The 20,590-nt window shown below is 66.8% G+C and carries 18 protein-coding genes and 1 tRNA gene; 9 read left to right on the forward strand and 10 right to left on the reverse strand.

What is annotated here, in order from left to right; genetic code table 11:
- Positions 1–118 precede the first annotated feature (118 nt).
- Positions 119–2,065 carry a CocE/NonD family hydrolase gene (locus tag ACPXY0_RS13170; protein WP_423925277.1) on the forward strand — a complete coding sequence of 649 codons (1,947 nt, stop codon included), beginning with the start codon at positions 119–121 and terminating at the stop codon, positions 2,063–2,065.
- 202 nt (positions 2,066–2,267) lie between these two features.
- On the opposite strand, the gene ACPXY0_RS13175 is transcribed toward ACPXY0_RS13170, so the two are convergent.
- The 4 genes from ACPXY0_RS13175 to ACPXY0_RS13190 all read right to left on the reverse strand — a co-directional run bounded on the left by ACPXY0_RS13175 (position 2,268) and on the right by ACPXY0_RS13190 (position 6,413).
- A complete protein-coding gene (locus ACPXY0_RS13175; protein ID WP_423925279.1) occupies positions 2,268–3,845 on the reverse strand; it encodes an amidohydrolase family protein in 1,578 nt (525 codons plus the stop codon).
- Positions 3,846–4,299: 454 nt separating this feature from the next.
- Positions 4,300–5,001 carry a hypothetical protein gene (locus ACPXY0_RS13180; RefSeq protein WP_423925281.1) on the reverse strand — a complete coding sequence of 234 codons (702 nt, stop codon included), beginning with the start codon at positions 4,999–5,001 and terminating at the stop codon, positions 4,300–4,302.
- A gap of 24 nt (positions 5,002–5,025) precedes the next feature.
- Positions 5,026–6,069: a DNA-methyltransferase gene (locus ACPXY0_RS13185; protein WP_423925283.1), complete on the reverse strand. Its 1,044-nt coding sequence runs from the start codon at positions 6,067–6,069 to the stop codon at positions 5,026–5,028.
- A gap of 270 nt (positions 6,070–6,339) precedes the next feature.
- Positions 6,340–6,413: transfer RNA gene (locus ACPXY0_RS13190), tRNA-Pro, on the reverse strand.
- Between the two features lie 164 nt (positions 6,414–6,577).
- On the opposite strand from ACPXY0_RS13190, the gene ACPXY0_RS13195 reads away from it, so the two are divergent.
- The 5 genes from ACPXY0_RS13195 (at position 6,578) to ACPXY0_RS13215 (ending at position 13,148) form a co-directional block, all read left to right on the forward strand.
- Complete coding sequence (locus tag ACPXY0_RS13195; RefSeq protein WP_423925285.1) at positions 6,578–6,814, forward strand: antitoxin; 237 nt, start codon at positions 6,578–6,580, stop codon at positions 6,812–6,814.
- A complete protein-coding gene (locus ACPXY0_RS13200; protein WP_423925287.1) occupies positions 6,811–7,221 on the forward strand; it encodes a type II toxin-antitoxin system VapC family toxin in 411 nt (136 codons plus the stop codon). The genes ACPXY0_RS13195 and ACPXY0_RS13200 overlap by 4 nt, the downstream gene beginning before the upstream one ends.
- Positions 7,222–7,307: 86 nt before the next feature.
- Entirely contained in the window at positions 7,308–8,288 is a 981-nt protein-coding gene (locus ACPXY0_RS13205) for an ArsR/SmtB family transcription factor (protein ID WP_423925289.1), read from the forward strand.
- Positions 8,289–8,364: 76 nt separating this feature from the next.
- The gene (ahcY, locus tag ACPXY0_RS13210; RefSeq protein WP_423930680.1) at positions 8,365–9,849 is read left to right on the forward strand and encodes an adenosylhomocysteinase; all 1,485 of its coding nucleotides are present in this window, start codon (positions 8,365–8,367) and stop codon (positions 9,847–9,849) included.
- Between the two features lie 65 nt (positions 9,850–9,914).
- The gene (locus ACPXY0_RS13215; RefSeq protein WP_423925291.1) at positions 9,915–13,148 is read left to right on the forward strand and encodes an Ig-like domain-containing protein; all 3,234 of its coding nucleotides are present in this window, start codon (positions 9,915–9,917) and stop codon (positions 13,146–13,148) included.
- 61 nt (positions 13,149–13,209) lie between these two features.
- Here the strand turns inward: ACPXY0_RS13215 and ACPXY0_RS13220 are convergent, their stop codons facing one another.
- Positions 13,210–13,515 (reverse strand): HigA family addiction module antitoxin, encoded by a 306-nt coding sequence (locus tag ACPXY0_RS13220; RefSeq protein WP_423925293.1) that lies wholly within the window; start codon positions 13,513–13,515, stop codon positions 13,210–13,212.
- A gap of 17 nt (positions 13,516–13,532) precedes the next feature.
- Positions 13,533–13,811 (reverse strand): type II toxin-antitoxin system RelE/ParE family toxin, encoded by a 279-nt coding sequence (locus ACPXY0_RS13225; protein WP_423925295.1) that lies wholly within the window; start codon positions 13,809–13,811, stop codon positions 13,533–13,535.
- Positions 13,812–14,010: 199 nt separating this feature from the next.
- Between ACPXY0_RS13225 and ACPXY0_RS13230 the strand changes: the two genes are divergently transcribed.
- Positions 14,011–14,400 carry a hypothetical protein gene (locus tag ACPXY0_RS13230; RefSeq protein ID WP_423925297.1) on the forward strand — a complete coding sequence of 130 codons (390 nt, stop codon included), beginning with the start codon at positions 14,011–14,013 and terminating at the stop codon, positions 14,398–14,400.
- On the opposite strand, the gene ACPXY0_RS13235 is transcribed toward ACPXY0_RS13230, so the two are convergent.
- The 4 genes from ACPXY0_RS13235 to ACPXY0_RS13250 form a co-directional block, all read right to left on the reverse strand.
- Positions 14,397–15,662 carry a 6-bladed beta-propeller gene (locus tag ACPXY0_RS13235; RefSeq protein WP_423925299.1) on the reverse strand — a complete coding sequence of 422 codons (1,266 nt, stop codon included), beginning with the start codon at positions 15,660–15,662 and terminating at the stop codon, positions 14,397–14,399. The genes ACPXY0_RS13230 and ACPXY0_RS13235 overlap by 4 nt on opposite strands.
- A gap of 33 nt (positions 15,663–15,695) precedes the next feature.
- Positions 15,696–16,946, reverse strand: a complete 1,251-nt coding sequence (locus ACPXY0_RS13240) for a hypothetical protein (RefSeq protein WP_423925301.1) — start codon at positions 16,944–16,946, stop codon at positions 15,696–15,698.
- A 99-nt stretch (positions 16,947–17,045) separates the two neighbouring features.
- The gene (locus tag ACPXY0_RS13245; protein ID WP_423925303.1) at positions 17,046–19,235 is read right to left on the reverse strand and encodes a M56 family metallopeptidase; all 2,190 of its coding nucleotides are present in this window, start codon (positions 19,233–19,235) and stop codon (positions 17,046–17,048) included.
- Positions 19,232–19,615 carry a BlaI/MecI/CopY family transcriptional regulator gene (locus tag ACPXY0_RS13250; protein ID WP_423925305.1) on the reverse strand — a complete coding sequence of 128 codons (384 nt, stop codon included), beginning with the start codon at positions 19,613–19,615 and terminating at the stop codon, positions 19,232–19,234. Before ACPXY0_RS13250 ends, ACPXY0_RS13245 begins: the two co-directional genes overlap by 4 nt.
- A 77-nt stretch (positions 19,616–19,692) precedes the next feature.
- Here ACPXY0_RS13250 and ACPXY0_RS13255 point away from each other — a divergent pair, with 77 nt between their 5' ends.
- Positions 19,693–20,031, forward strand: coding sequence for a HigA family addiction module antitoxin (locus ACPXY0_RS13255; RefSeq protein WP_423930682.1), 339 nt, complete (start codon positions 19,693–19,695; stop codon positions 20,029–20,031).
- A gap of 201 nt (positions 20,032–20,232) precedes the next feature.
- Entirely contained in the window at positions 20,233–20,523 is a 291-nt protein-coding gene (locus tag ACPXY0_RS13260; protein ID WP_423925307.1) for a BrnA antitoxin family protein, read from the forward strand.
- Positions 20,524–20,590: the final 67 nt, after the last annotated feature.

Raw genomic sequence — 20,590 nt, forward strand, 5'->3', positions numbered from 1 at the left:
ACCGCCACGCCCAGCGTCTGGACGCAGCGGTCGGGCTTCGTAGGTTGAGCGGAGGATCGAGTGGCGCGGGGCTGCCGCCGCCGATCATCCCCGTTTCACACCACCGGAGGAGGCCGGGATGGACCGCCGAACGTTCGTTCAAGCCGGTCTGGCCGGCGCGGGGATGGCCGGGCTCGGTGCCGCCTTTGACCTCGAGGCCTCGACCGGCGGCCCCGAAGCGCCCGATCCCCGCCTCTCCGTGGGGGCCGAAGGAGATGTCGTCGTCGTCAAGGACGTCAAAGTCCCGATGCGAGACGGCCTCGAACTCATGACGGACTTCTACCTGCCCGCCGAGAACGGGGTGCCGCTGGAGCGGCCACTTCCCGCCGTCCTCGCGAGGACCCCCTACGACAAGATGCGTCCGATCTCGATCGAGCACGCGATGTTCTTCGCACGAAACGGATACGTCTCGGTCGTCCAGGACTGCCGGGGGCGATTCACCTCGCCGGGGGACTTCTTCCCCTTCGTGCAGGAGCCCGAGGACGGCTACGACGCGGTGGAGTGGGTCGCCCGGCACTCCTCCTGCGACGGCCAGGTCGGCACCTACGGCGTGTCGTATCAGGCGTGGGTCCAGTTCGAGACCGCGACGCTGAACCCTCCCAGCCTGCGCACGATGATCCCGTACGAGGGGCCGACGAACGCCTACACGTACAGCATGAAGGGCGGCGGCGCGCTCCACCTGGGACTGCTGCAGTGGATCCTCTCGGTCGCCTCCAACGGAAACGAGGCCCGGGCGAACCCCCAGATCACCGAGGCCATCAACGAGATGCGCACCGGGCAGGCGTTCCTCGACTGGGCCTCACGCATCCCGTGGCGGCGCGGCGAGACGCCGCTCAGCCTCGCCCCCACCTACGAGGAAGCCGCCTTCCAGCTCTACTTCGAGAACTACGACTACGGCGACTTCTGGCGGCAGTCGGGGCTGGGCATGGACGAGCACTTCGAGTCGTTCCCGGACATGCCGATCCTGTGGGTCGTGGGCTGGTTCGACTGGTATCCGCGTACGATCAGCGACGGCTACCAGGCGATGGTGCGCCTCGGGCGGGAGAACCAGCACATCCTCATCGGCCCCTGGACCCACAACAACTTCGCGTCGTCGATCGGGGACGTGAACTTCGGCGAACAGGGTGCCCGCATCCGCACCTATCCCGACTACCTGAACCTCGAACTCCGGTGGTTCGACCGCTGGCTGAAGGGCGACGAAAGCGCCGACGTGTGGGCGCCCGCGAAGTACTTCATCATGGGCGGCGGCGACGGACGGCGAGCCGAGAACGGCCGCATCAACCAGGGCGGCGAGTGGCGCTACGAGGAGGACTGGCCCCCGGCCTCGGTACGGGAGACGGCGTTCTATCTTCACGGGGGAGGCGCGCTCTCGGCGGAGCAGCCTGCCGCGCGCACTTCATCGACGACCTACACGTACGACCCGCGCAACACGGTCTCCAGCAACGGCCGCTGCATCGTGGCGTACGGGCCCGCCCTCGAGTTCGGCTTCCAGGGGATGGGCCCGCGGGACCAGATCGAGATGGAGACCCTGCCCGGTCACGGCATCCCCGGCATGCCCATCGCCTCCCGCCCGGACGTGCTCGTGTTCCAGAGCGCCCCGCTCAGCGACGATCTGACGATCGCCGGGGACATCACCGCCGTCCTCCACGTCTCATCCGACGCGCCGGACACCGACTTCTACGTGAAGCTCCTCGACGTCCATCCCTCGAGCCCCGACTACCCGAGCGGGTACGCGTTCCCGGTCTCCGAGGGCATCCTGCGGGCGCGCTACCGGGAGGGGTTCGAACAGTCGCGACTCATGGAGGAGGGGGAAGTCTACCGTCTCGAGTTCCCCCTCGAACCCTCCGCGAATCTCTTCAAGGCGGGGCACCGGATCCGCGTCGATGTCTACAGCAGCAGCTTCCCCAACTTCGACATCAACCGGAACACGGGGGATCCGCGGGACCGGAAGTGGCGCATCGCGAACAACACGGTTCATCACGACTCCGTACGCGCGTCCTACGTGTCGCTGCCCCTCCTGCCCTGACGAAACCGGCGCCCTCAAGGACGGGACACCTCAAATGCGGATCGCGCCGCGGCGGTTGTCGTGTCGCATTCCTGCCTCCTCGGGTTGAACTCCCACGACTCGTGCGCGCGTGGTGAAAAGCCGCGCTCTCGATGGGTATATGGCAGGAGGTGGCAGGGACGTTACATCACAGCACCCAATTTTTTGGGGGGGGGCACAAGGGCTAGCGAGAGCCCCGCAGGGTCCCGGCGGCCCAGTCGAGCGCGATCGGATCCGTCGGGAGGGCGTCGATGTCGATGACGCAGCCGCCCTTGATGACCATCGAGAGGCGCCGGATGTTCGAGATGTCGGCGAGCGGGTCCGCGTCGAGGACGACGATGTCCGCCGCCTTCCCCGCCTCGAGGGTGCCGTACTCGTCGAGCGCCTTGCTCGCGATGGCACCGTTCCTGGTCGCGGCGACGATCGCCTCCGAGGGCGTCATGCCGAGTTCGACCAGCCCTTCGATCGCGAAGATCGTGCCCAGGCCCGGTAGTTGGTGCTCCATGTTCTCGGGTTCCTCGCGCAGGAAGTCCGCGGCCACGCCGCCGCGCCCGAACAGGGTGTTGTCCGTCCCGACGGTGACGATGCAGCCCGCCTCGATCAGCTTCTTCGCGTTGGTTCGTTTAGTGGTCCAGCGTCCCTCCATCACGGATCCCGGCTGCGGGAGTCCGGTGTCCTGCACGCGACGGCGGATCTCGGCGGTTGTCGGGGGGATGCGCCGCTGGCGCTCCCCGGCCTCGGCCTCGGCGAGATCCTCGCGCGCGCGCTCCATGTTGCGGACGTGGAACTGCCAGCTGGGTCCCGTGAACTGGTTGATGAGCATCGAGCACACGATCCCGCGCTCGACGATCAGGTCAACGAGTTCATCGGTGATCGTGCGGTTCCCGACGTTGTCGGGGTGCTGGATGACGTCGATCCCCGCGAGGACCGAGAGGCGGAGGCCCTCAAGGCTCGTCGCGTGGGTCTCGGCCACGAGCCCGCGCCCGTGCGTCTCCTCGACGATCACGCGCTGGGCGCGCGGCGAGAAGGCGATCGGCGCCGGATAGTTGAAGTGGTGCGTGGCGCCGTACTTGATGAAGTCGGGGCCGTGGTCGAGGTAGGCGTTGATCGCGACCCGCAACTCGTCGGGCGTCATGTGGATCATCTCTTCGCCGCTTCCGAGCGTGACCTCGTCGTTCATCTGCTCGGCGAAGAAGCTGATCTCCGACTCGGGGAGCCCGGCGAACGTCTCCGAGGCGGGACCGCCCCAGCCCACGATGTTGCCGGCGAGGTAAGTGCGCGGGCCGATCTCCTCGCCGGCGTCGATCTTCTTCTTGACCCTCTGCATGGGCCGCAGCACGCCGTAGCTGTCCCGGACGGTCGTCACTCCGTGCTTGAGGTGGAGCTGGAGTCCCTGGAGGATGATCCGCTCGTGATGCGGCCAGTACGCCGCGTGCTCCTCGACCCGCGCTCCGCGCCCGAAGGCGAGCGACATGTGGACATTGGTGTCCACGAAGCCCGGTGTGAGGAACTTTCCGGCCCCGTCGATGACCTCGGCGCCGGCGGGGACGTTCACCGAGGCGCGGGGGCCGACGGCGGTGATCCGGCCGCCTTCGATGATGAGGGTCCCGTCCGCGAGCGGCGCCCCCCCGTTTCCGTCGATGATCGTCGCCCCGACGATCGCGAGGAGTGGGGAGTCCTGCTGTGGGGTTGCCGAAGCTGGCCAGATCGGGAGGAGCACAGCCGCGAAGGCGCCCACGCGCACCAAGGTCTTCGCTGGCATTCGGGAGTGCCCGCTACGACTTGACGTCATACGCCTCGTCACACGTCGCGACGCGCGCCCTCTTGAGTGGCACATGGTGTGGAGTTCGGGCCCTCCGCTAACTCGCGCGACGCCTTCCTTGATGGTCATTCCAGGATAACTCCTCATACTGCATAGTCTTCCGCCATATCCGCCAACACATCAAGGAATGTTGCTGTCTCCTCCATGACTCGCATCAGGTTGGCCAGATCCAGTTCTCTTTGGCCACGGGAGGTCATCCATCGTTCGTCAGACTCGGGTTGCATGGCTAAATGGTGCGCGGTTCGCCCGCTCAGAACGGAGTGGGGGCTTCGGGACGCCGCAACGTATCTCTCCTTTGGAAGCTACGATTCCGACCCGATCCCCGGAACGACGATGCTGCAGACATGGACGCTGTACGCGTCGAAACGGGGCGGCCGCCAGATTGGGAGTCCGGTCAGAATCGGTGCTGATAGGAGCCTGCGATCCGCACCAAGGCCGACGAGTAGTCCCGTCGCGCCTCCGTCGAGTCGACCCAGTCGAAGCTGTACGGCTCGCGATTCGTTGCGCCGAACCGGAGGATAAGGAATTCATCAAACGGAGGCTTGGCCTCGTCCAGCCGCAAGATTGCTGCGGGGGCTTCGTGGATGGGATGAGCTCCAGACCTACCCTTGCCCGTCTCGTAGACACGGTCTCCCTCGACCGATCGATAGGAACAGGCGTGATTGACGCCTACGATGCCGACCGCGATCGCTTGGGGATTGCTGCGCCTGAACTCCTCGGCCTGACGCTTCAGGTCGCCTACTACCCGATCGATCTGCTTGATCATGGCCTTCGCCAGGATCTTGACCTCGACACCAATCTGAATGGTCGCGAGCCGGCCTCGCGCTACCGCAAACCCAGGGTCTTGGATTGCCGACTCGCCGGGGACGATGGGTCCAAGCGATCCGTCGCCCCGGCGGTGCTTCACCCCGTGTGTTCGGTTGGCTGAACCCAGCACGACCGATTCGTCATCCACCCGATCGCGGAACTTCGGTGATTGATTGAGGTCGTACAGATCCTCGTACAGGTATTGCGCTACGCGGTCCCCGTGGGTCGACGATCGATGACGGTAGAGGTTGCCCTCGAATACCGTTTGAAACTGCTTCAGGAGCTTCATCCCTGCCCGCGTGGCTGGACCGAACTACTCCAAGTGGACATCCGCGACGGCGGGTTCGGCAAACGAGGGCTCACCTGTGCGGTCGTGGATCCGATTTGCCGCCGTCTCAAAGTAACCCGGATCAATCTCTACTCCGATCGAGTTTCTGCCGGTATCGATTGCCGCGATCGAGGTCGTGCCCGTTCCGAGGAAGGGATCCAGGACCGTATCTCCCGCGAAGGAGAACATCCTGATGAGCCGCATAGCAAGCTCGACAGGATACGGAGCCGGGTGGATCGCGGTCGAGGCTCCCGGGATGTCGGCCCATATGGTGCGGCACCAAGTCTGCATTTCCTCGCGCGTCAGCATGGACAAGGCCTTCTGCAACGGCGAGGGCGAACGGTACTGGCCGCCCTTCCGAAAGAACAGAATGTACTCCACGTCGTTCTTCACGACGGCTCCCGGCTGATACGGCTTTCCGTAGTATCCCGCTCCGTTGCCGCCGGCTTCCATGACGGCGTTCGCGATCTTGTACCAATGAATCGGAGTCAGGTTGTCGAGCCCGAGCCTGCGAACGCGCACCTGGATGTCAGCGTGGAGCGGCATGACCAGATGGCGCCCCGCCACCCGGCGCGGAATGCACACGTCACCAACCACGCACACGACCCGTCCGCCGGGAACCAGAACCCGTGCGCAGTGCCGCCAAACCGTGTCGAGTTCGTCCAGGAACGCTTCGTAGTCCTGGACGGCCCCTAGCTGGCTGTCGTGCTCGTTGTACTTCTTGAGCGTCCAGTACGGCGGTGATGTAACCACCAAGTGCACACTCGCATCGGGAATCCAGTCGAGTTCGCGAGCGTCGCCCAAGTGGAGCCGGTGCCGAGTGCGGTCGAAAGGGGTCGGCCATCGGCGATTGCGGAGGTGCCGGTTCAGGGTCTGGAGGGCACGCAGCGCCTCCGGAGTGTTGTCGCCCCGGGGCAGTTCAGCGAGTGCCGCTTCGATGGCGGCATCGTCGAGCGCGGCACCCAGCGTGGCCGCCCTGTCAGCGCTCCCAACCCCTTCGAGAACCTCGAGTTCTTGCTGCTGAGTCAACGACGTACCCCCGTCCACGCTCGTCCCATCCGCTGGCATTAGGATAATTGCGTCCGCCCTCTCCGGCCATGACGACGCCAGCCGGCTTCGCCGCCTGCTGGTGCCGATCCCATCCCATTCTGTCCGTTGACCTCAAGAGATCCTCATCGACGGGGGATGATGCGCACGCAACCGTGGGGTGCGGCAAACGCGGAGGACCCGGGTGCCAACGATCGAAGGCCGGCGCATTGGGTCCGGTCAGAAGGTTGTCGTGCTTCAGCTTGTGGAAAATCGGGGCGGCGAGATTTGAACTCGCGACCTCCTGAACCCCATTCAGGCGCGCTACCGGGCTGCGCCACGCCCCGACGTGGAGCGTGAAGCTAGCCGATCCCGTGACCGGGGCAAGCGCGGAACGGGGGTGCGCACCGCGGTTCTCCCCACCTCTTTCTGTGTTGCCGCTCTTGAGTATGGTAGTATATACTCACATGAGTCGTCGTTGAGTGGTCTCACCCGTGGGAGGAGGATGACGATGGCGAGCTACCGGTTACAGGTGCTGATCTCCGGATCTCTCGAGAACCGCCTCCGCAAGGCGGCGCGCCGGGCGCGCGTCTCCAGGGGCGCCTGGGTGCGCCGGGCGATCGAGGATCGTCTCGAGCGGGAGTCGAGGGGCTTACCCGGCGATCCGCTTGCGGCCCTGCGGGCACTCGACGCTCCCACCGCCGACATCGACGTCATGATAGCCGAGATCGAAGCCGGCCGGTCGTGAAGGTCTTCGTCGACTCCAACATCCCGATGTACGTCGCGGGGGCGGATCATCCCAACCGGGATCCGTCCGTGCGGTTTCTGGAGGAAGCGCAGGACGATGGACTTGAACTGTGCACGAGCACCGAGGTCCTGCAGGAGATCCTCTACCGCTATGCGGGGCTGGGCAGACGCGAGTTGGGGGCCAGAGTGTACGACCTCTTCGTCGCCCTCATGCCCGAGGTCTTCGACGTCACGCTGGCCGACACCGACCTGGCGAAGACCATCCTCCTTTCACACGAGGGAATCCCGGCGCGGGATGCGGTCCACGCGGGTGTCATGAAGAATCGGGACGTCCGGGTCATCGCGACGTTCGACCGGGGCTTCGACGACATCGAAGGGCTCACGCGTCTCGAACCGGGACGCTCCTGAAGAGCCGCTGATTTCGACCGGTATCGGGAAGCCTTTTGTGGCGCATCCCACATCATATCCATATATTTGGATTTATGGATGTAACGATGATCGGTGGCCCGACGCGGGATCTGATTTCGCGCTTCGAATCCCTCGGGGACGAGAACCGATTGCGGATCCTCACGCTGCTGGAGCGGCACGAGTTCACGGTGTCCGAGCTTGTTTCCGTCCTCCAGCTTCCCCAGTCCACGGTCTCACGACACCTGCGGGTGCTCGCCGACGACGGCTGGGTGCGCCGGCGGCAGGACGGGAAGACGCGCTACTACCGCCTGGAGGGGGCGCTCGAGCCGGACGCTCACGATCTGTGGCGGCTCGCGGCGGAGAGTCTCTCGGACGCTGCATGGGTCGCGGAGGATGCCGAGCGCGCGGACAGCGTCCTCTCCCGGCGCCGGGAACGCGCGGCGGCGTTCTTCTCGGAGACCGCCGGAGGCTGGGATGCGCTGCGGGACGATCTGTTCGGCCGCGACGCCCGGTTCGCGCCGCTGTTCGGACTGCTCGATCCGGAGTGGACGGTCGGAGACCTGGGCGCGGGGACGGGGACGCTCGCCGATACGGTCGCGCCGTTCGTGAAGCGAGTCATCGCGGTCGACCGATCGCCGGAGATGCTGGAGGCGGCGGCGGTGCGGCTGGGTCGGCACGACAACGTCGACTTGCGGGAAGGAGAACTGGAGACACTCCCGCTCGGCGACGACGAACTCGACGTGGCGGTGCTGATGCTGGTCCTCCACTTCTCGGTGGACCCCGGACGGGTGCTGGCCGAAGCGGCGCGAGTCCTCGCTCCGGGCGGGAGACTCGTCGTGCTGGACATGCGCGCGCACGGCCGGGAGGAATACCGCGAGACCATGGGCCACCTGTGGCCCGGCTTCAGCGAAGACCGGATGCGCGGGTGGATGGCGGCTGCGGATCTGGACGCCTACCGCCACATTCCGCTCGCACCGGACCCGAACGCGTCGGGCCCCATGCTGTTCTTGGGGACCGCCCGCAAACCGAGCGAGCCGAGAACGACCACGGGCGGACTCTACATCTGAGTCTGAAGGCCCGGAGAAATCCGACAACGCTGTTTTCGAAGGGAGATAGACGATGGAAGGCGCCGTACTGCACGACATGATCGAGACCGCGCCCGAGGCGACGGCCGCTTCCGGACCCGCGGCGGACCGTCCCCCGTTCAGGGTCGCGGACCTGAGCCTGGCGGAGTGGGGCCGCAAGGAGATCCGCCTCGCCGAGCACGAGATGCCGGGGCTGATGTCGGTGCGGGCCGAGTACCGCGAGGCGCAGCCGCTCGCGGGCCGGAAGGTGATGGGCTCGCTGCACATGACCGTGCAGACGGCGGTCCTCATCGAGACGCTGGCCGATCTGGGGGCGGACGTGCGCTGGGTCTCCTGCAACATCTTCTCGACTCAGGATCACGCCGCCGCGGCCGTCGCCGTGGGCCCGGACGGGACGCCGGAGGACCCGCGCGGGACCCCGGTCTTCGCCTGGAAGGGCGAGACGCTCGAGGAGTACTGGTGGTGTACGCGGGAGGCGCTGCTGTGGCCGGACGGCTCCGGCCCCGACCTCATCGTGGACGATGGCGGCGATGCCACGCTTCTCATCCACCGGGGTCTCGAGTTCGAGGAGGCGGGCGAGATCCCGACCTTCGACGCGGAATCCGAGCCGGAGGAGTGGGGCGTCATCCTGCAGACGCTGCGCGACATCGCGGCGGCCGACCCCGATCGCTGGCGGCGCATGGCTCCCGCCATTCAGGGCGTGTCCGAGGAGACGACGACGGGGGTGCATCGCCTGTACGAGATGGCGGAGGCGGGCACGCTTCTCTTCCCCGCCATCAACGTGAACGACTCGGTGACGAAGTCGAAGTTCGACAACATCTACGGCTGCCGTCATTCGGTCATCGACGGGCTGAACCGGGCGTCCGACGTCATGATCTCGGGCAAGACCGCCGTCGTGTGCGGGTACGGCGAGGTGGGCAAGGGGTGCGCGCAGGCGCTCAAGGGTCAGGGCGCGCACGTCGTCGTGACCGAGATCGATCCCATCTGCGCTCTGCAGGCCGCGATGGAGGGCTTCCAGGTGCGGACGATCGAGGACGTGATCGACACGGCGGACATCTTCATCACGGCGACCGGCAACCGCGACGTGATCACCTTCGACCACATGGCGCGCATGAAGGACAAGGCGATCGTCGGCAACATCGGTCACTTCGACAACGAGATCGACATGGCCGGGCTCGCCAAGGGCGGCGTGACCCGGAACAACATCAAGCCGCAGTACGACGAGTTCGTGTTCGATGACGGCCATTCGGTGCTGATCCTTTCGGAGGGGCGGCTGCTCAACCTCGGCAACGCGACGGGGCACCCGAGCTTCGTGATGAGCGCGAGCTTCACCAACCAGGTTCTGGCGCAGATCGAACTGGCGCGAAATCATGGCGCCTACGAGCGGCAGGTCTACATGCTGCCGAAACACCTCGACGAGAAGGTGGCGCGGCTGCATCTGGACCACCTGGGCGCGCGGCTGACCGAGCTCACGGCGGAGCAGGCGGACTACATCGGCGTGTCCAGGGACGGTCCCTACAAGCCGGACCACTACCGCTACTAACGACGGCCGGGGCCTCGCCCGATGGCGGCGCGGGGCCCCGGAGACAGGTCCGGGAGGCACTCCTGATGCTGAGCGAGTCCCGCGGTTCGAGCTTCCGGCTGCTGCCGGCCCTGATTCTCGCGGCGGGGTGCGGGGGCGGTGACAGCCCCGGTGTCATGCGTCCTCCGCCGGGTCCCCCTCCGCCTCCGGCGCCGGTTCCCACCACGGTTTCGGTGACGCCCCCGACCGCGAGCCTCACGGCGCTGGGTCGCACGGTTCAGTTGACGGCCGAGGTGCGCGACCAGGGCGGCCAGGCGCTGACCGGGGTGACGGTCACGTGGTCGTCATCCAACGCTTCCGTGGCGACCGTGGCCGCGAACGGGCTGGTGACGGCGGTGGGCGGCGGGATCGCGACCATCACGGCGGCGGCCGGGAACGCGACGGGGTCGGCGCGGGTGACGGTGGAGCAGTCCGCCGCATCGGTCACGGTTGCGCCTCCATCGCTCGACTTCGAGGCGCTGGGGGATACGGCCCGGGCCACGGCGACGGCCTCGGACGAGGACGGGCAGCCGATCCCCGGCGCGGCGGTGACCTGGGCGTCGGACGACGCCGGTGTGGCGACCGTGGACTCGACCGGGCTGGTGACCGCGACCGGAGAGGGGGCCGCGACGATCACGGCCACCGTCGGCGCGGCGGTCGGCGAGGCTCCGGTCTCGGTGAAGCAGGTGCCGGAATCGATGGAGGTCACGAGTGCCGGGAGCGCGCTCGCCATCGGCGATTCGATGCAGTTCACGGCGACGGCATTCGACCGGAACGGGCACCCGGTCGGCGGCCTCACCTTCACGTGGTCGTCCAGCGATCCGGCGGTGGCGACCGTGGATGACCGAGGCTGGGTGCGCGGCGTGGCGGAGGGGTCTGCCGACATCACCGCCGAGACCGGTGAACTCAGCGCTTCGAAGAGCCTGGCGGTCCAGGGCGAAGCGGACCTCATGCGCGGAGCGCTGATCGCCCTCTACGAGAGCACCGATGGTCCGAACTGGAAACAGAACGAGAACTGGCTCTCGGACGCGCCGCTGGCCGACTGGTTCGGAGTCTCCACGGATGCCGAAGGCCGCGTGACCCAACTGGCGCTGGTCGACAACGGACTCCGAGGGACGATCCCGCCTCGGGTCGGGAACCTGAAAGCCCTGCGGTCGTTGTGGCTCTATTCGAATGAATTGAGCGGGTCGATCCCGCCCGAACTCGGCAACCTGCTGGAACTGCAACGGTTGGGGCTCTCGTCGAACGACCTCGACGGATCGATCCCGCCGGAAATCGGCCGATTGACGGAGTTGATCACGCTGTGGCTTCAATACAACGACCTCAGCGGACCTGTCCCATCCGAACTCGGGAACCTCGCGGGCCTCGAGACGGCGTGGCTCTACAACAACCGCTTGAGCGGACCGATTCCCCCGGTCATCGGGAACCTCGGGAAGCTGACTGACCTGCAATTCCACGCCAACGAGCTGAGCGGGCCGATCCCGCCCGAACTCGGTGATCTGACGGGCCTCACCAAGCTGTACCTGTATCAGAACCGACTCGGCGGTCCCATTCCGCCCGAACTCGGCAACCTGTCGAACCTCACCGAACTGCTGCTCCACGAGAATCGGCTGCGGGGACAGATTCCCGCTGAACTCGGAAAGCTGACGAAGCTCACGCGGCTGCAGCTCAACGACAACACGGGTCTGTCCGGGCTCCTGCCCCTGGAGCTCGCGGGACTGGGAAGTCTGACCGATCTCCTTCTCGAGGGGACGGGCCTGTGCGCCGCCAATGATCCGGATTTTCGAGGCTGGCTGGCGGGGCTCGCCGTGGCCGAGGTCGCGCTCTGCCGGCAGGGGGGCGCTCCCTTCTATCTCATTCAGGCGGTTCAGTCGCTGGAGGATCCTGTGCCGTTGGTGGCGGGCGAGGATGCGCTGTTGCGCGTGTTTCCGTTTGCGGTGCAATCCACCGACGAGCGGATCCCTCCCGTGCGAGCGACCTTCTACGACCAGGGGTCGCTGGTCCATGAGATGGAGATGCCGGCGGGATCGGCGGTGCTTCCAACGGAGTTCGCCGATGGTCCGCTGGAGGCATCGGCCAACGGTCTGGTCCCGGGCTCGGTGTTGCAGCCGGGGGTGGAGATGGTGATCGAAGTGGATCCGGACACTACGGTCACCCTGAGCCTCGGGGTGCACGAGCGGATTCCCGAGACGGGGCGGCTGGCGCTCGAGGTTCACGACATGAGGCCCCTGAACCTGACCGTGGTGCCGTACCTGTGGCGCTCGGATCCCGACACGGCGTTCGCCCGGCGGGCAGGTGAGTTGACCGCGGAGCACGAGACGCTGTGGGAGACCCGGAACCTGCTGCCCGTCGGCGACCTCGACGTAAGGACTCACGAACCGGTGTGGACGGACCTGGACCCGATCTTCGAGAACAGCGTGGCGCTGGTGCGCGAGGTGGAAGCGCTGCGAATGATGGAGGGTTCGTCTCGCCACTACATGGGAATGCTCCGCGATGGGGGCGGACAGGGGTTCATACCGGGTCGGGCCACGGTGTCCGAACTCGTCGGCGAGACGATGGCGCACGAGTTGGGGCACAACATGTCGCTCCTCCACGCACCGTGCGCGGTGACCCAGGTCGTGGATCCGAGGTATCCGCATGAGCGCGGGGCGATCGGTGCGCGGGGCTACGACATGCGCGACAGCAGCCTGATCGCGCCGACGACCCCCGACCTGATGGGCTATTGTCGCCCGCGCTGGATCAGCGACTACCACTTCACCAAAGCGGCGGAGCACCGGCTGAGAGTCAACGCTTCGGTCGTTCCCGGCAGCGGCGCGGCGAAGAGGACGCTGCTGCTCTGGGGCGGCGTCGAGAACGGGCGGATGGTCCTGGACCCGTCGTTCCTGGTGAACGCAGCGCCGCGACTGCCCGCGGAGGGCGGCGCCTACCGGTTGGAGGGACGCGACGGTAACGGGAACGTGCTGTTCTCGGTCGGGTTCGACATGCCCGCGCTGTTGGACGGGGATCCGGGCGACAAGGGGTTCGTGTTCGCGCTGCCGGCGCTGGCTGGATGGGACGATCTGGCGAGCATCACGCTGAGCGGGCCGGAGGGCACGGTTTCGGTCGACCGCGAGGGGGAGCGTGCGATGGGGCTGCTGATCGACGACGCTACGGGGGCGGTGCGGGGGTTCCTGCGCGGCCTGCCGGTGGTGGGCGGCGAGGTGGCGGCGGACGGGCCGGAGCGAGGGCTGCGGATGCAGGTCAGCCGGGGGGTGCCGGGCCAAGAGGCCTGGCGGCGGTAGCTCCGAGCCTCTTTAAGAAGGCGGTAAAGCAGCTCGGGGACGGGGTCTCGTCACGCCTCCTCTACACCACCGCATGCCGGGGCGTAACTTGCGCTGTAATCTCGCGACCGGCCTCGATCTCCGTTCGGCGAAGCTCCCAAGTCTTCTGCAGATTCAACCAGAGTTGCGGCGTCGTCCCGAAATACCGAGCCAGCCGCAACGCGGTATCGGCGCTCACGCCCCGCTGACCGTTGAGGATCATTGTCACGCGGTTGACCGGCACGCCCAAGGCTTTCGAGAGCGCATTGGCCGACAGCCCGAGCTCGTCGAGTTCCTCGCGTAGGACTTCGCCTGGATGCACGGGCCTCATGCCGTTCTTCGCGTTCATGTCACGCTCCCCTGGTCCTAGTGATAGTCCACGATCTCGACCTCGCACGGCCCGTCGTCGGTCCAACGGAAGCAGATACGCCACTGCGCGTTGATCCGAATGCTGTGCTGACCGGCGCGGTCGCCCCGCAGGACTTCCAGCCGGTTGCTCGCCAGTGCGGCCAGGTCGCCGAGCGTCTCGGCGCTGTCCAGCAGGGTCAATCGGCGCACCGCCTGATCCGAGAAGCCGTGAAACGCCGCGACACGCCGCCCCTCGAAGAAACGTCGCGTTCTCCGGTCCTTGAAGCTTCGTATCATGTCCTTCGACTGTAATCGATGTTACGGCCTCCGTAAAGGTGTCTTGCGGCGTGACCGCGAACCCGGATCCTGGCGAGCATCGGTTGCCGACCCGCCCGACGCGGGGACGACTCACCGCGACGAACTCCCCCGGCGCGGCCCTTCGAGGCATGGCGGCCTCGCCAACCCGCCGTGGGCCGAGAGGCCGGCCCGGCGACGGTTGCTGCACCGCAACGCGCACCCGCGCCAGCGGGGCCTCGAGCGAGTTCCGGAGACGACCGGTCCGCTGGAGGAATCGGCCAACGGTCTGGTCCCGGGCTCGGTGTTGCAGCCGGGGGTGGAGATGGTGATCGAAGTGGATCCGGACACTACGGTCACCTTGAGTCTCGGGGTGCACGAGCGGATTCCCGAGACGGGGCGGCTGGCGCTCGAGGTTCATGACATGAGGCCCCTGAACCTGCTGCTGATCGACGACGTGACGGGTGCGGTGCGGGGGTTCCTGCGTGACCTGCCGGTCGTGGGCGGCGAGGTGGCGGCCGACGGGCCGGAGCCGGGCCTCCGGATGCAGGTCAGCCGCGGCGTCCCCGAGCGGCAGGCCTGGCGGCGTTAGTTGGCACTCCGAGCCAACGCCCAGAGCTCCACGGATTCGATGTCCAGTTCCCCGGTCCGCTTCCCCAGCACGTAGTCCTCCCCGATCTCGTAGATCGTGAGGCCCGAGGGAGTCTCGACGAATCCCCGTGCCCGTCCTTCAGGGTCGAAGACGGTCCAGACCGGCTTGCCGCCCTCCGTGCCCGGCGGCTCGAACTCTCCGACCCAGAGATATCCGAGGGCGTCGGCTTCGAGGCCGGCGTAGGCGGGGAAGGTCTCCACCATCGGCACGTTCGCGGCGAGCTCGAGCCGGGATGTGCGTTGCTCCTCCGGCAGGTTGGCGAAGCGCTCGCGGAAATGCGCGTCCAGTTGTTCCTGCGTCGGGGCGCTCGTCGCGTGGTCACGACGGACTATGCGGGCGAGGGATCCGTCGCTGGCGAAAGCTCTGATCTCATACGTCTCGTTGCGTCCGATTGCGACCAGGTCGCCCCACGCCGCCGTGAACGTGTTCTTGCCGAACGGGTGCCGCAGAGGCAGCACGTAGATCATCCGGCCTTCCTGGTAACTGTCGGAGTAGATCTCGGGTCCGGGATACTCGCCGAGGGATATGCCATCCCCCCAATCCGCGCCGATCAGGGCGTACGTATGATCCCAACGCCAGAACCCGGTGGTCTGGTAGCCGCCAAGGCTTCTGGTCAGCATCGAATTGTCCGGGAGCACATCCATCACCGTGTGAGCGATCGGGTCGCTGCTGATCGAGCTCAGAGCCGCACCCGCTTCACCTGTCAACGTGGTGGTTCTCCCGTGGGTGCCTTCCAGGTCGAAGACGGAAACCCGGCCTTGCTGGGAATCGGCGGCGATCAGCGAGTCCCCCGCCCAGCGATGTACGGAGGCCAGTGACCGGAACTCGCCGGGCCCGTCACCCTGGCCCGCCCAGGCGGCCAGGTAGTTGCCGACGGCGTCGAACACCAGCAACTGGTTCGAACCGCCGTTGGCCACAACGATCCGTCCGTCGGCGAGTCTGGTTGCGTCGCCGACCTGGTACAGCTGGTACTCCGTCTCGCCCATCGCCGCGCCGAAGGAAACTTGCGGCTCGCTGCCGACCGTCCAATCGAGTCTCGAATCGGGGGCGGGCCGAGAACTCTCCACGATCGTGATTCCGGCGCTGTCCCGGACGCTGGACGCGAGTTGGTCCGGCCCGTCCGCGGGGCTGGCGTCGCTGTCACAGGCGGTGACGCCTGCTGCAATTGCAAGTCCCGCGATCGTGGTCAGAATCGGGGACACGGGCCAAGTCATCGGGGGGGTTCCTCGGTTCCCCTACCCTTGCGGCTCCAGCGCAAGCAGCCTGACCACGCGCACGGTCTGCACGTCCAGCTCGTCGCTCTCGATGTAGGCCATCAGCCCATCGGGGCCGAAGGCGCTGGGTGTCCGGAGTCCGTCCGGTGCCAGGGTGCCGACGTAGTCCCCATCGGGAGTCACGATGTCGGTCGGGCCACCGTCCGCGCCCGTCGGACCCCCGCGCTCGAGCCAGATCCGGTTCTCCCAGTCTACCTTCAGACCCCACAGCACCGGCACCTCCGCAGCGAAGGTGAGCCCCTCCGCCCCTTCGCGCTCGATCTGCACGGCCATGTCGCGCACTCTCGCCAGGAAGTCAGTCCGCTGTTCACGGAAGCGCTCGCGCGCGGCCTCCTTGATCGCCTCGTCAACGGGGAGCGGCGCGATGGGACGCTCGATTGTCCCGGTGACGCTCCCGTCCGGTCCGATCAGCTTGACGCGGTAGCCGATCGAGTCGATCAGCGCGAGACGGCCATCGGTCAGAACGTTGAAGTCGAGGCGGGGCTCGAGTGCGCGGCCAGCCGACATGGTCATGCCGCTTTCCACGGACCCGCTCACGGTGGTTTCGTCGGCGGGCTCCTCGGGCAGCTCCCAAGCGGTGTAGAGGAGTTCGACCTCTGCGCCGTCCAGTGGCGGAAACAGGTAGATGGGTCGGCCCCCTTCCTCGGGCTGCCCGAAGTCGTCGAAGCGCAGAATCCGGGACGTGACCAGGCGGCCGTCTGGAAGCGCCATGCTGGCTATGACGATGCCAGCCGTCATCGGGTCCTGAGGGATGCGCCGCACGAAGTCGCCGCTGGGGCCGAACAGGTCGATCCGCGAGGATCCCATCACCGTGTAGGAGCCATCGCGCGCGACGATCGGACGGGTGGCGCTGTCCAACTCGCCGGGTCCCTCTCCTTGCCCCCCGACCGTACGGATCAGCGACCCGTCCGGCCCGACGACCAGAATGTGATCGGCCTGGCTGTCGAAGATGTGGAGCTTGGCCTGGGCGTCGAAGTGCACCGAGCCCACGCGGCCGAAAGTATCCCAGCCGTCGCCGACAACCGACCCCGCGGTGAAGACCTCCTCCGTGACGGCGTTCACGATCACGTCCGGACCGTCCAGGGTTCCGGCGGCACCGGAGGCCGATCCGTCCCCGGTATCGCCACAGGCCACCAGGAGCGCGAGGGGGAGGACCGGCAGAAGGAATTGCGGTCGACTTGTTGTCGCTTTCGCCCTTGTCAGCTTCGGCATTTCGGTCCGTCCTCCGGGCAGGGGGCCAGTGCAAGTCGTCGCATTCAACGTATGCCGGCAGCCCTTCGGAGGGACAATCCTACCTGGTGACCGGCAGCTTCATTCTGGCAGTCGAAAGCGGAAGGAGACGACCGAGTGTACCTCGAAGGTTGGGTCCATGACGACGCCGACGATGATGTCTTCGCCGAAGAATGGCGGTGGGTCCGCCAGCAATGGGGCCGGCACGACGACGGTGCCCGCGTAGCGTCCGTCGTATTCCAGAACATCATAGTACCGCGAGGAGGCCATGCCTTCCGGGGGCCAGCGCTCGACCCAGATGCGGTCGGAGGCACCCACGTGGATGGAGATGAAGGCCGGCAGCGAGTCCGGTATCTCGCCCCTGAGAATCTCCGGCGCAACGTGAACGACTTCGTCCAGCGGGACAGGAAGTGAATCGATGCGCGCCTCGAGCGCTGTCATGCTGTCCGCGCGTTCGGCCCGCGGCACCGGTCGGCGCTCCACCTCAGGGCCGTCGATCGTCCTCAGGAGCTCGCCGCCCTGGGCAAACTCGTAGAGTCGGTAAGTCTCTCCGTCGCCCATGATGATCGTCCCGCGCCCGGTCATGTCCCAGTCCGTGTGGGGCGTGAAGGGGGCGCTGTTCAGTCCGTGGACCATTCGGCCGCCGCCGCCCGAGCCGACCCTGTAGTAGGCCGTCTTCGGGCTCGAAAGGTCCCCCATCTCGGGCACATGGACCGTGTCGCTCGTAAGCCCCCCTTCATTGTATTTCATATAAAAGAATTCCGTATATTCATTCCTCCAACGATAGTGCGGGTAGTAGTAGACGTCGTCGACCAGCCGAGCACGCCAGGAGTCGGAGTTGAAGTACGGCGGAATGCTCCACGTGTCGGCCACGGAATCCGGATATGCCGACGAAGCACTGGTCGCGAAGGTGGTGATCCGGGATCCCCGCACGAACAGCTTTCCATCGGCGGCGGGCAGGATGTCGACCGGCCATGTGAACTCGCCGGGCCCCTCGCCTTCCCGTCCGATCCAGGCCATGAACTCACCATCGGGCCCGAACGCCCGGACCGATGGCGAGATGCGGTCGGCGACGTAAATCCGCCCCTGCTGATCGACTGCCACGGACGTGACGTCGCCGAAGATGTACTCGTCGGCCGCGCCGCCCAGTCCCGTATCCCCGATCCGCGTCTCGACGAGGGCGGTGACGGTATCCGACTGGGCGGTGTGGACCGGGTGAGCGACGGCGGCCGACATGCCTGCAATGCTGATCGCCGCCGCAACGAGGCCGGCGGCGACGGTGCTCCGATGTCGGGGATGCGCGTTGAGGATGGCCAGGATTCTCTTTTCCAACGGGGGGTGCGCGCGCTGGCCCATCGGTAGAGACAGCACCGGATGATCGCTGTTCGCGTCCGCCGCCAGAGCGAGCAAGTGGGTCGCGTAGTCCGACGGGCGCGTGCCGAGGGCCAGCACCTTCTCGTCGCAGGCCTCTTCGCGCGCCACCGCCGCGAGGCGTGCCGCCACCCAGGTCAGGGGATGGATCCAGTAGATCGCGACCACGACCCGGGCCATGAACTGCCGGAGCACGTCGCGGCGGCACACGTGGGTCATCTCATGCGTCAGCACGACCTTCCACCGCTCGCTGGACCATTCTGCCGAGGATGTCGGGAGGAGGACGACAGGCCTCCATATGCCGCCCGTCATCGGCGTGGTGGCCGTCGGGCTGACGAGGAGCCGGACGTCGCCCCGAATCCCCAGCCGGCGGCGGACCGCTCCCGCCTGTCGAAGCCCGATGGGATCGCGGAGCGGACTTGCCGCGCGAACAAGTCGTGCGCACCGCACGGCGCCCACTCCCAGCGAGGCCAGTGCGGCGGTGCAGCCGATGCCCCAGAGCAGAAGTGCAAGCGGGATCGAGCGCGGTGGCGACACCGGATCCGCCACTGCGACCGCCGCGGATCCGGCCTTCGGCAACGGTGTGTCGGGGGAAGCAAGCGTGACGCGCGCATCTCTGGCGACATCGACCGCGGGGGCCTCCATCAACGGCGACGGGCGCTGCGGGGCCGGGCTGCCGGGGGAGGGCAGGATGGGCACGTCCCACGAGGGGCCGAGGAGGCTCAGGACTGGCAGGCCGAGGAGTAGGGCAAACGTCATGGTCCACAGCAGATGACGAACCCGTGCAGGTCCCTTTCGAGTGAACCACGCCAAAGCCAGCGCCGCCGACAGCAGGATCGTGGCCCTGATGACGAGGCCGGGCATGCTCAGGGAGTCCGGAGCCAGCAGCGAGTCCATCATCGTCCTGCCTCGGACGCCTGGTCGATCAGCGCCTTGATGCGGGCTCGCTCAGCCGGAGTGAGCCTGGTCTCCTCCAACTCGAGCAGCGAGGCGACGGCGCCTTCCACCGAGCCGCCGAAGAACGTCTTGAGGACGTGCCGCATCGCCGAACTTCGCGCCCGATGCGCGGACACCGTGGGTGAGTAGACGTGCCGGGGCCCGTTCCACTCCGCTGACAGGTGTCCCTTCTCGACGAGGATCCTCAGCACCGAGCGGACGGCCGAGTCGCTGGGCGGGTCGGTCATTCGCTCGCGGATGTGGGCGGCGGTGACAGCGCCCGACTCGTGGACGATGTCCATGGCTTCGCGCTCGCGTCTGCTGAGCCGTGGCAGCTCGGTCAATTCGGCCTCACCTGTCCGGGCGGTGGAGGCGAGCAACGGGGTCCGGCGCCCGCCGTGAGCATCATGGTAAACCGATGATGCGGAAAAATCAACGGCACGTTGAAATTTCAGCGACCGATCCAACCCGTCCACTCGCGCCGCCGGGGGACCGCAAGTTGTCAATTGACAGGCGACACTCACTCGACCCGTTGGGTCTGACCGTGACGCGTGCGGCCGAGGGCTTGGGCGTTACACGGCAGGCGCTATCGGAGTTGTTGAACGGGCACACGGGGGTGTCGGTCGAGATGGCGATCCGGCTGTCGAAGGCCTTCGGCTCGACGCCCGAGACGTGGCTGGGGATGCAGATGGCGTACGATCTCTGGCAGGCGCGCGGTCACGCCGGGGAGATCACGGTAGAACGCTTTGTGGCGGTATGATCGATCTCGTGGTTGCGGAGTCAGCCTGCGGCCGTTCTCGCGCCACTCGATCCGGTAAAGGTGGAACCCGTTGCTGCAACTACAATCTATATGTATAATTGGTCGATGGAAGTCGAGTGGGACGAGGCCAGGAACCAGACGCACATCCGCAAGCACGGCATCGGGTTCGACACCGCCAGGTGAAGGAAAGGAGAGTCTACCATGAGCGGACGCTACGATAGGCCCCTCACGCCCGAGCAGATCGCGCCAGTGAAGGACGAGAGCATCGATTTCAGCGACATACCGGAACTGGACGAGGAATTCTGGGAGCGGGCGGAACTCGTCGAGCCTGATCGCACCGACCAGATCACCATGCGCGTCAAACGCTCCGTGCTGGCCTATTTCAAGGCTCCGGGGAAGGGCTACCAGACGCGAATGAACCGCGTACTGGAGAGCTACGTGCGGCACAGGACGGGGGAATCCGCCGACACCGGGGAGGGCGCGGGCCACTGACAGGGGTTCCCGGCTCGGCCCTTCACCTCGATGAACCGGACGCGGCCGGTTTCCGGGCACCCGGACC

Origin of the sequence: Candidatus Palauibacter sp. (genome assembly GCF_965237495.1) — a bacterium.
GTDB lineage: Bacteria > Gemmatimonadota > Gemmatimonadetes > Palauibacterales > Palauibacteraceae > Palauibacter.

Coding starts and splice junctions, on each gene's coding strand:
- ACPXY0_RS13215 (WP_423925291.1), top strand. CDS start 9,915: ATGCTGAGCGAGTCCCGCGGTTCGAGCTTCCGGCTGCTGCCGGCCCTG.
- ahcY (WP_423930680.1), top strand. CDS start 8,365: ATGATCGAGACCGCGCCCGAGGCGACGGCCGCTTCCGGACCCGCGGCG.
- ACPXY0_RS13180 (WP_423925281.1), bottom strand. CDS start 5,001: ATGAAGCTCCTGAAGCAGTTTCAAACGGTATTCGAGGGCAACCTCTAC.
- ACPXY0_RS13225 (WP_423925295.1), bottom strand. CDS start 13,811: ATGATACGAAGCTTCAAGGACCGGAGAACGCGACGTTTCTTCGAGGGG.
- ACPXY0_RS13170 (WP_423925277.1), top strand. CDS start 119: ATGGACCGCCGAACGTTCGTTCAAGCCGGTCTGGCCGGCGCGGGGATG.
- ACPXY0_RS13255 (WP_423930682.1), top strand. CDS start 19,693: ATGCGGAAAAATCAACGGCACGTTGAAATTTCAGCGACCGATCCAACC.
- ACPXY0_RS13205 (WP_423925289.1), top strand. CDS start 7,308: ATGATCGGTGGCCCGACGCGGGATCTGATTTCGCGCTTCGAATCCCTC.
- ACPXY0_RS13195 (WP_423925285.1), top strand. CDS start 6,578: ATGGCGAGCTACCGGTTACAGGTGCTGATCTCCGGATCTCTCGAGAAC.
- ACPXY0_RS13245 (WP_423925303.1), bottom strand. CDS start 19,235: ATGATGGACTCGCTGCTGGCTCCGGACTCCCTGAGCATGCCCGGCCTC.
- ACPXY0_RS13240 (WP_423925301.1), bottom strand. CDS start 16,946: ATGCCGAAGCTGACAAGGGCGAAAGCGACAACAAGTCGACCGCAATTC.
- ACPXY0_RS13175 (WP_423925279.1), bottom strand. CDS start 3,845: ATGCCAGCGAAGACCTTGGTGCGCGTGGGCGCCTTCGCGGCTGTGCTC.
- ACPXY0_RS13220 (WP_423925293.1), bottom strand. CDS start 13,515: ATGAACGCGAAGAACGGCATGAGGCCCGTGCATCCAGGCGAAGTCCTA.
- ACPXY0_RS13260 (WP_423925307.1), top strand. CDS start 20,233: ATGAGCGGACGCTACGATAGGCCCCTCACGCCCGAGCAGATCGCGCCA.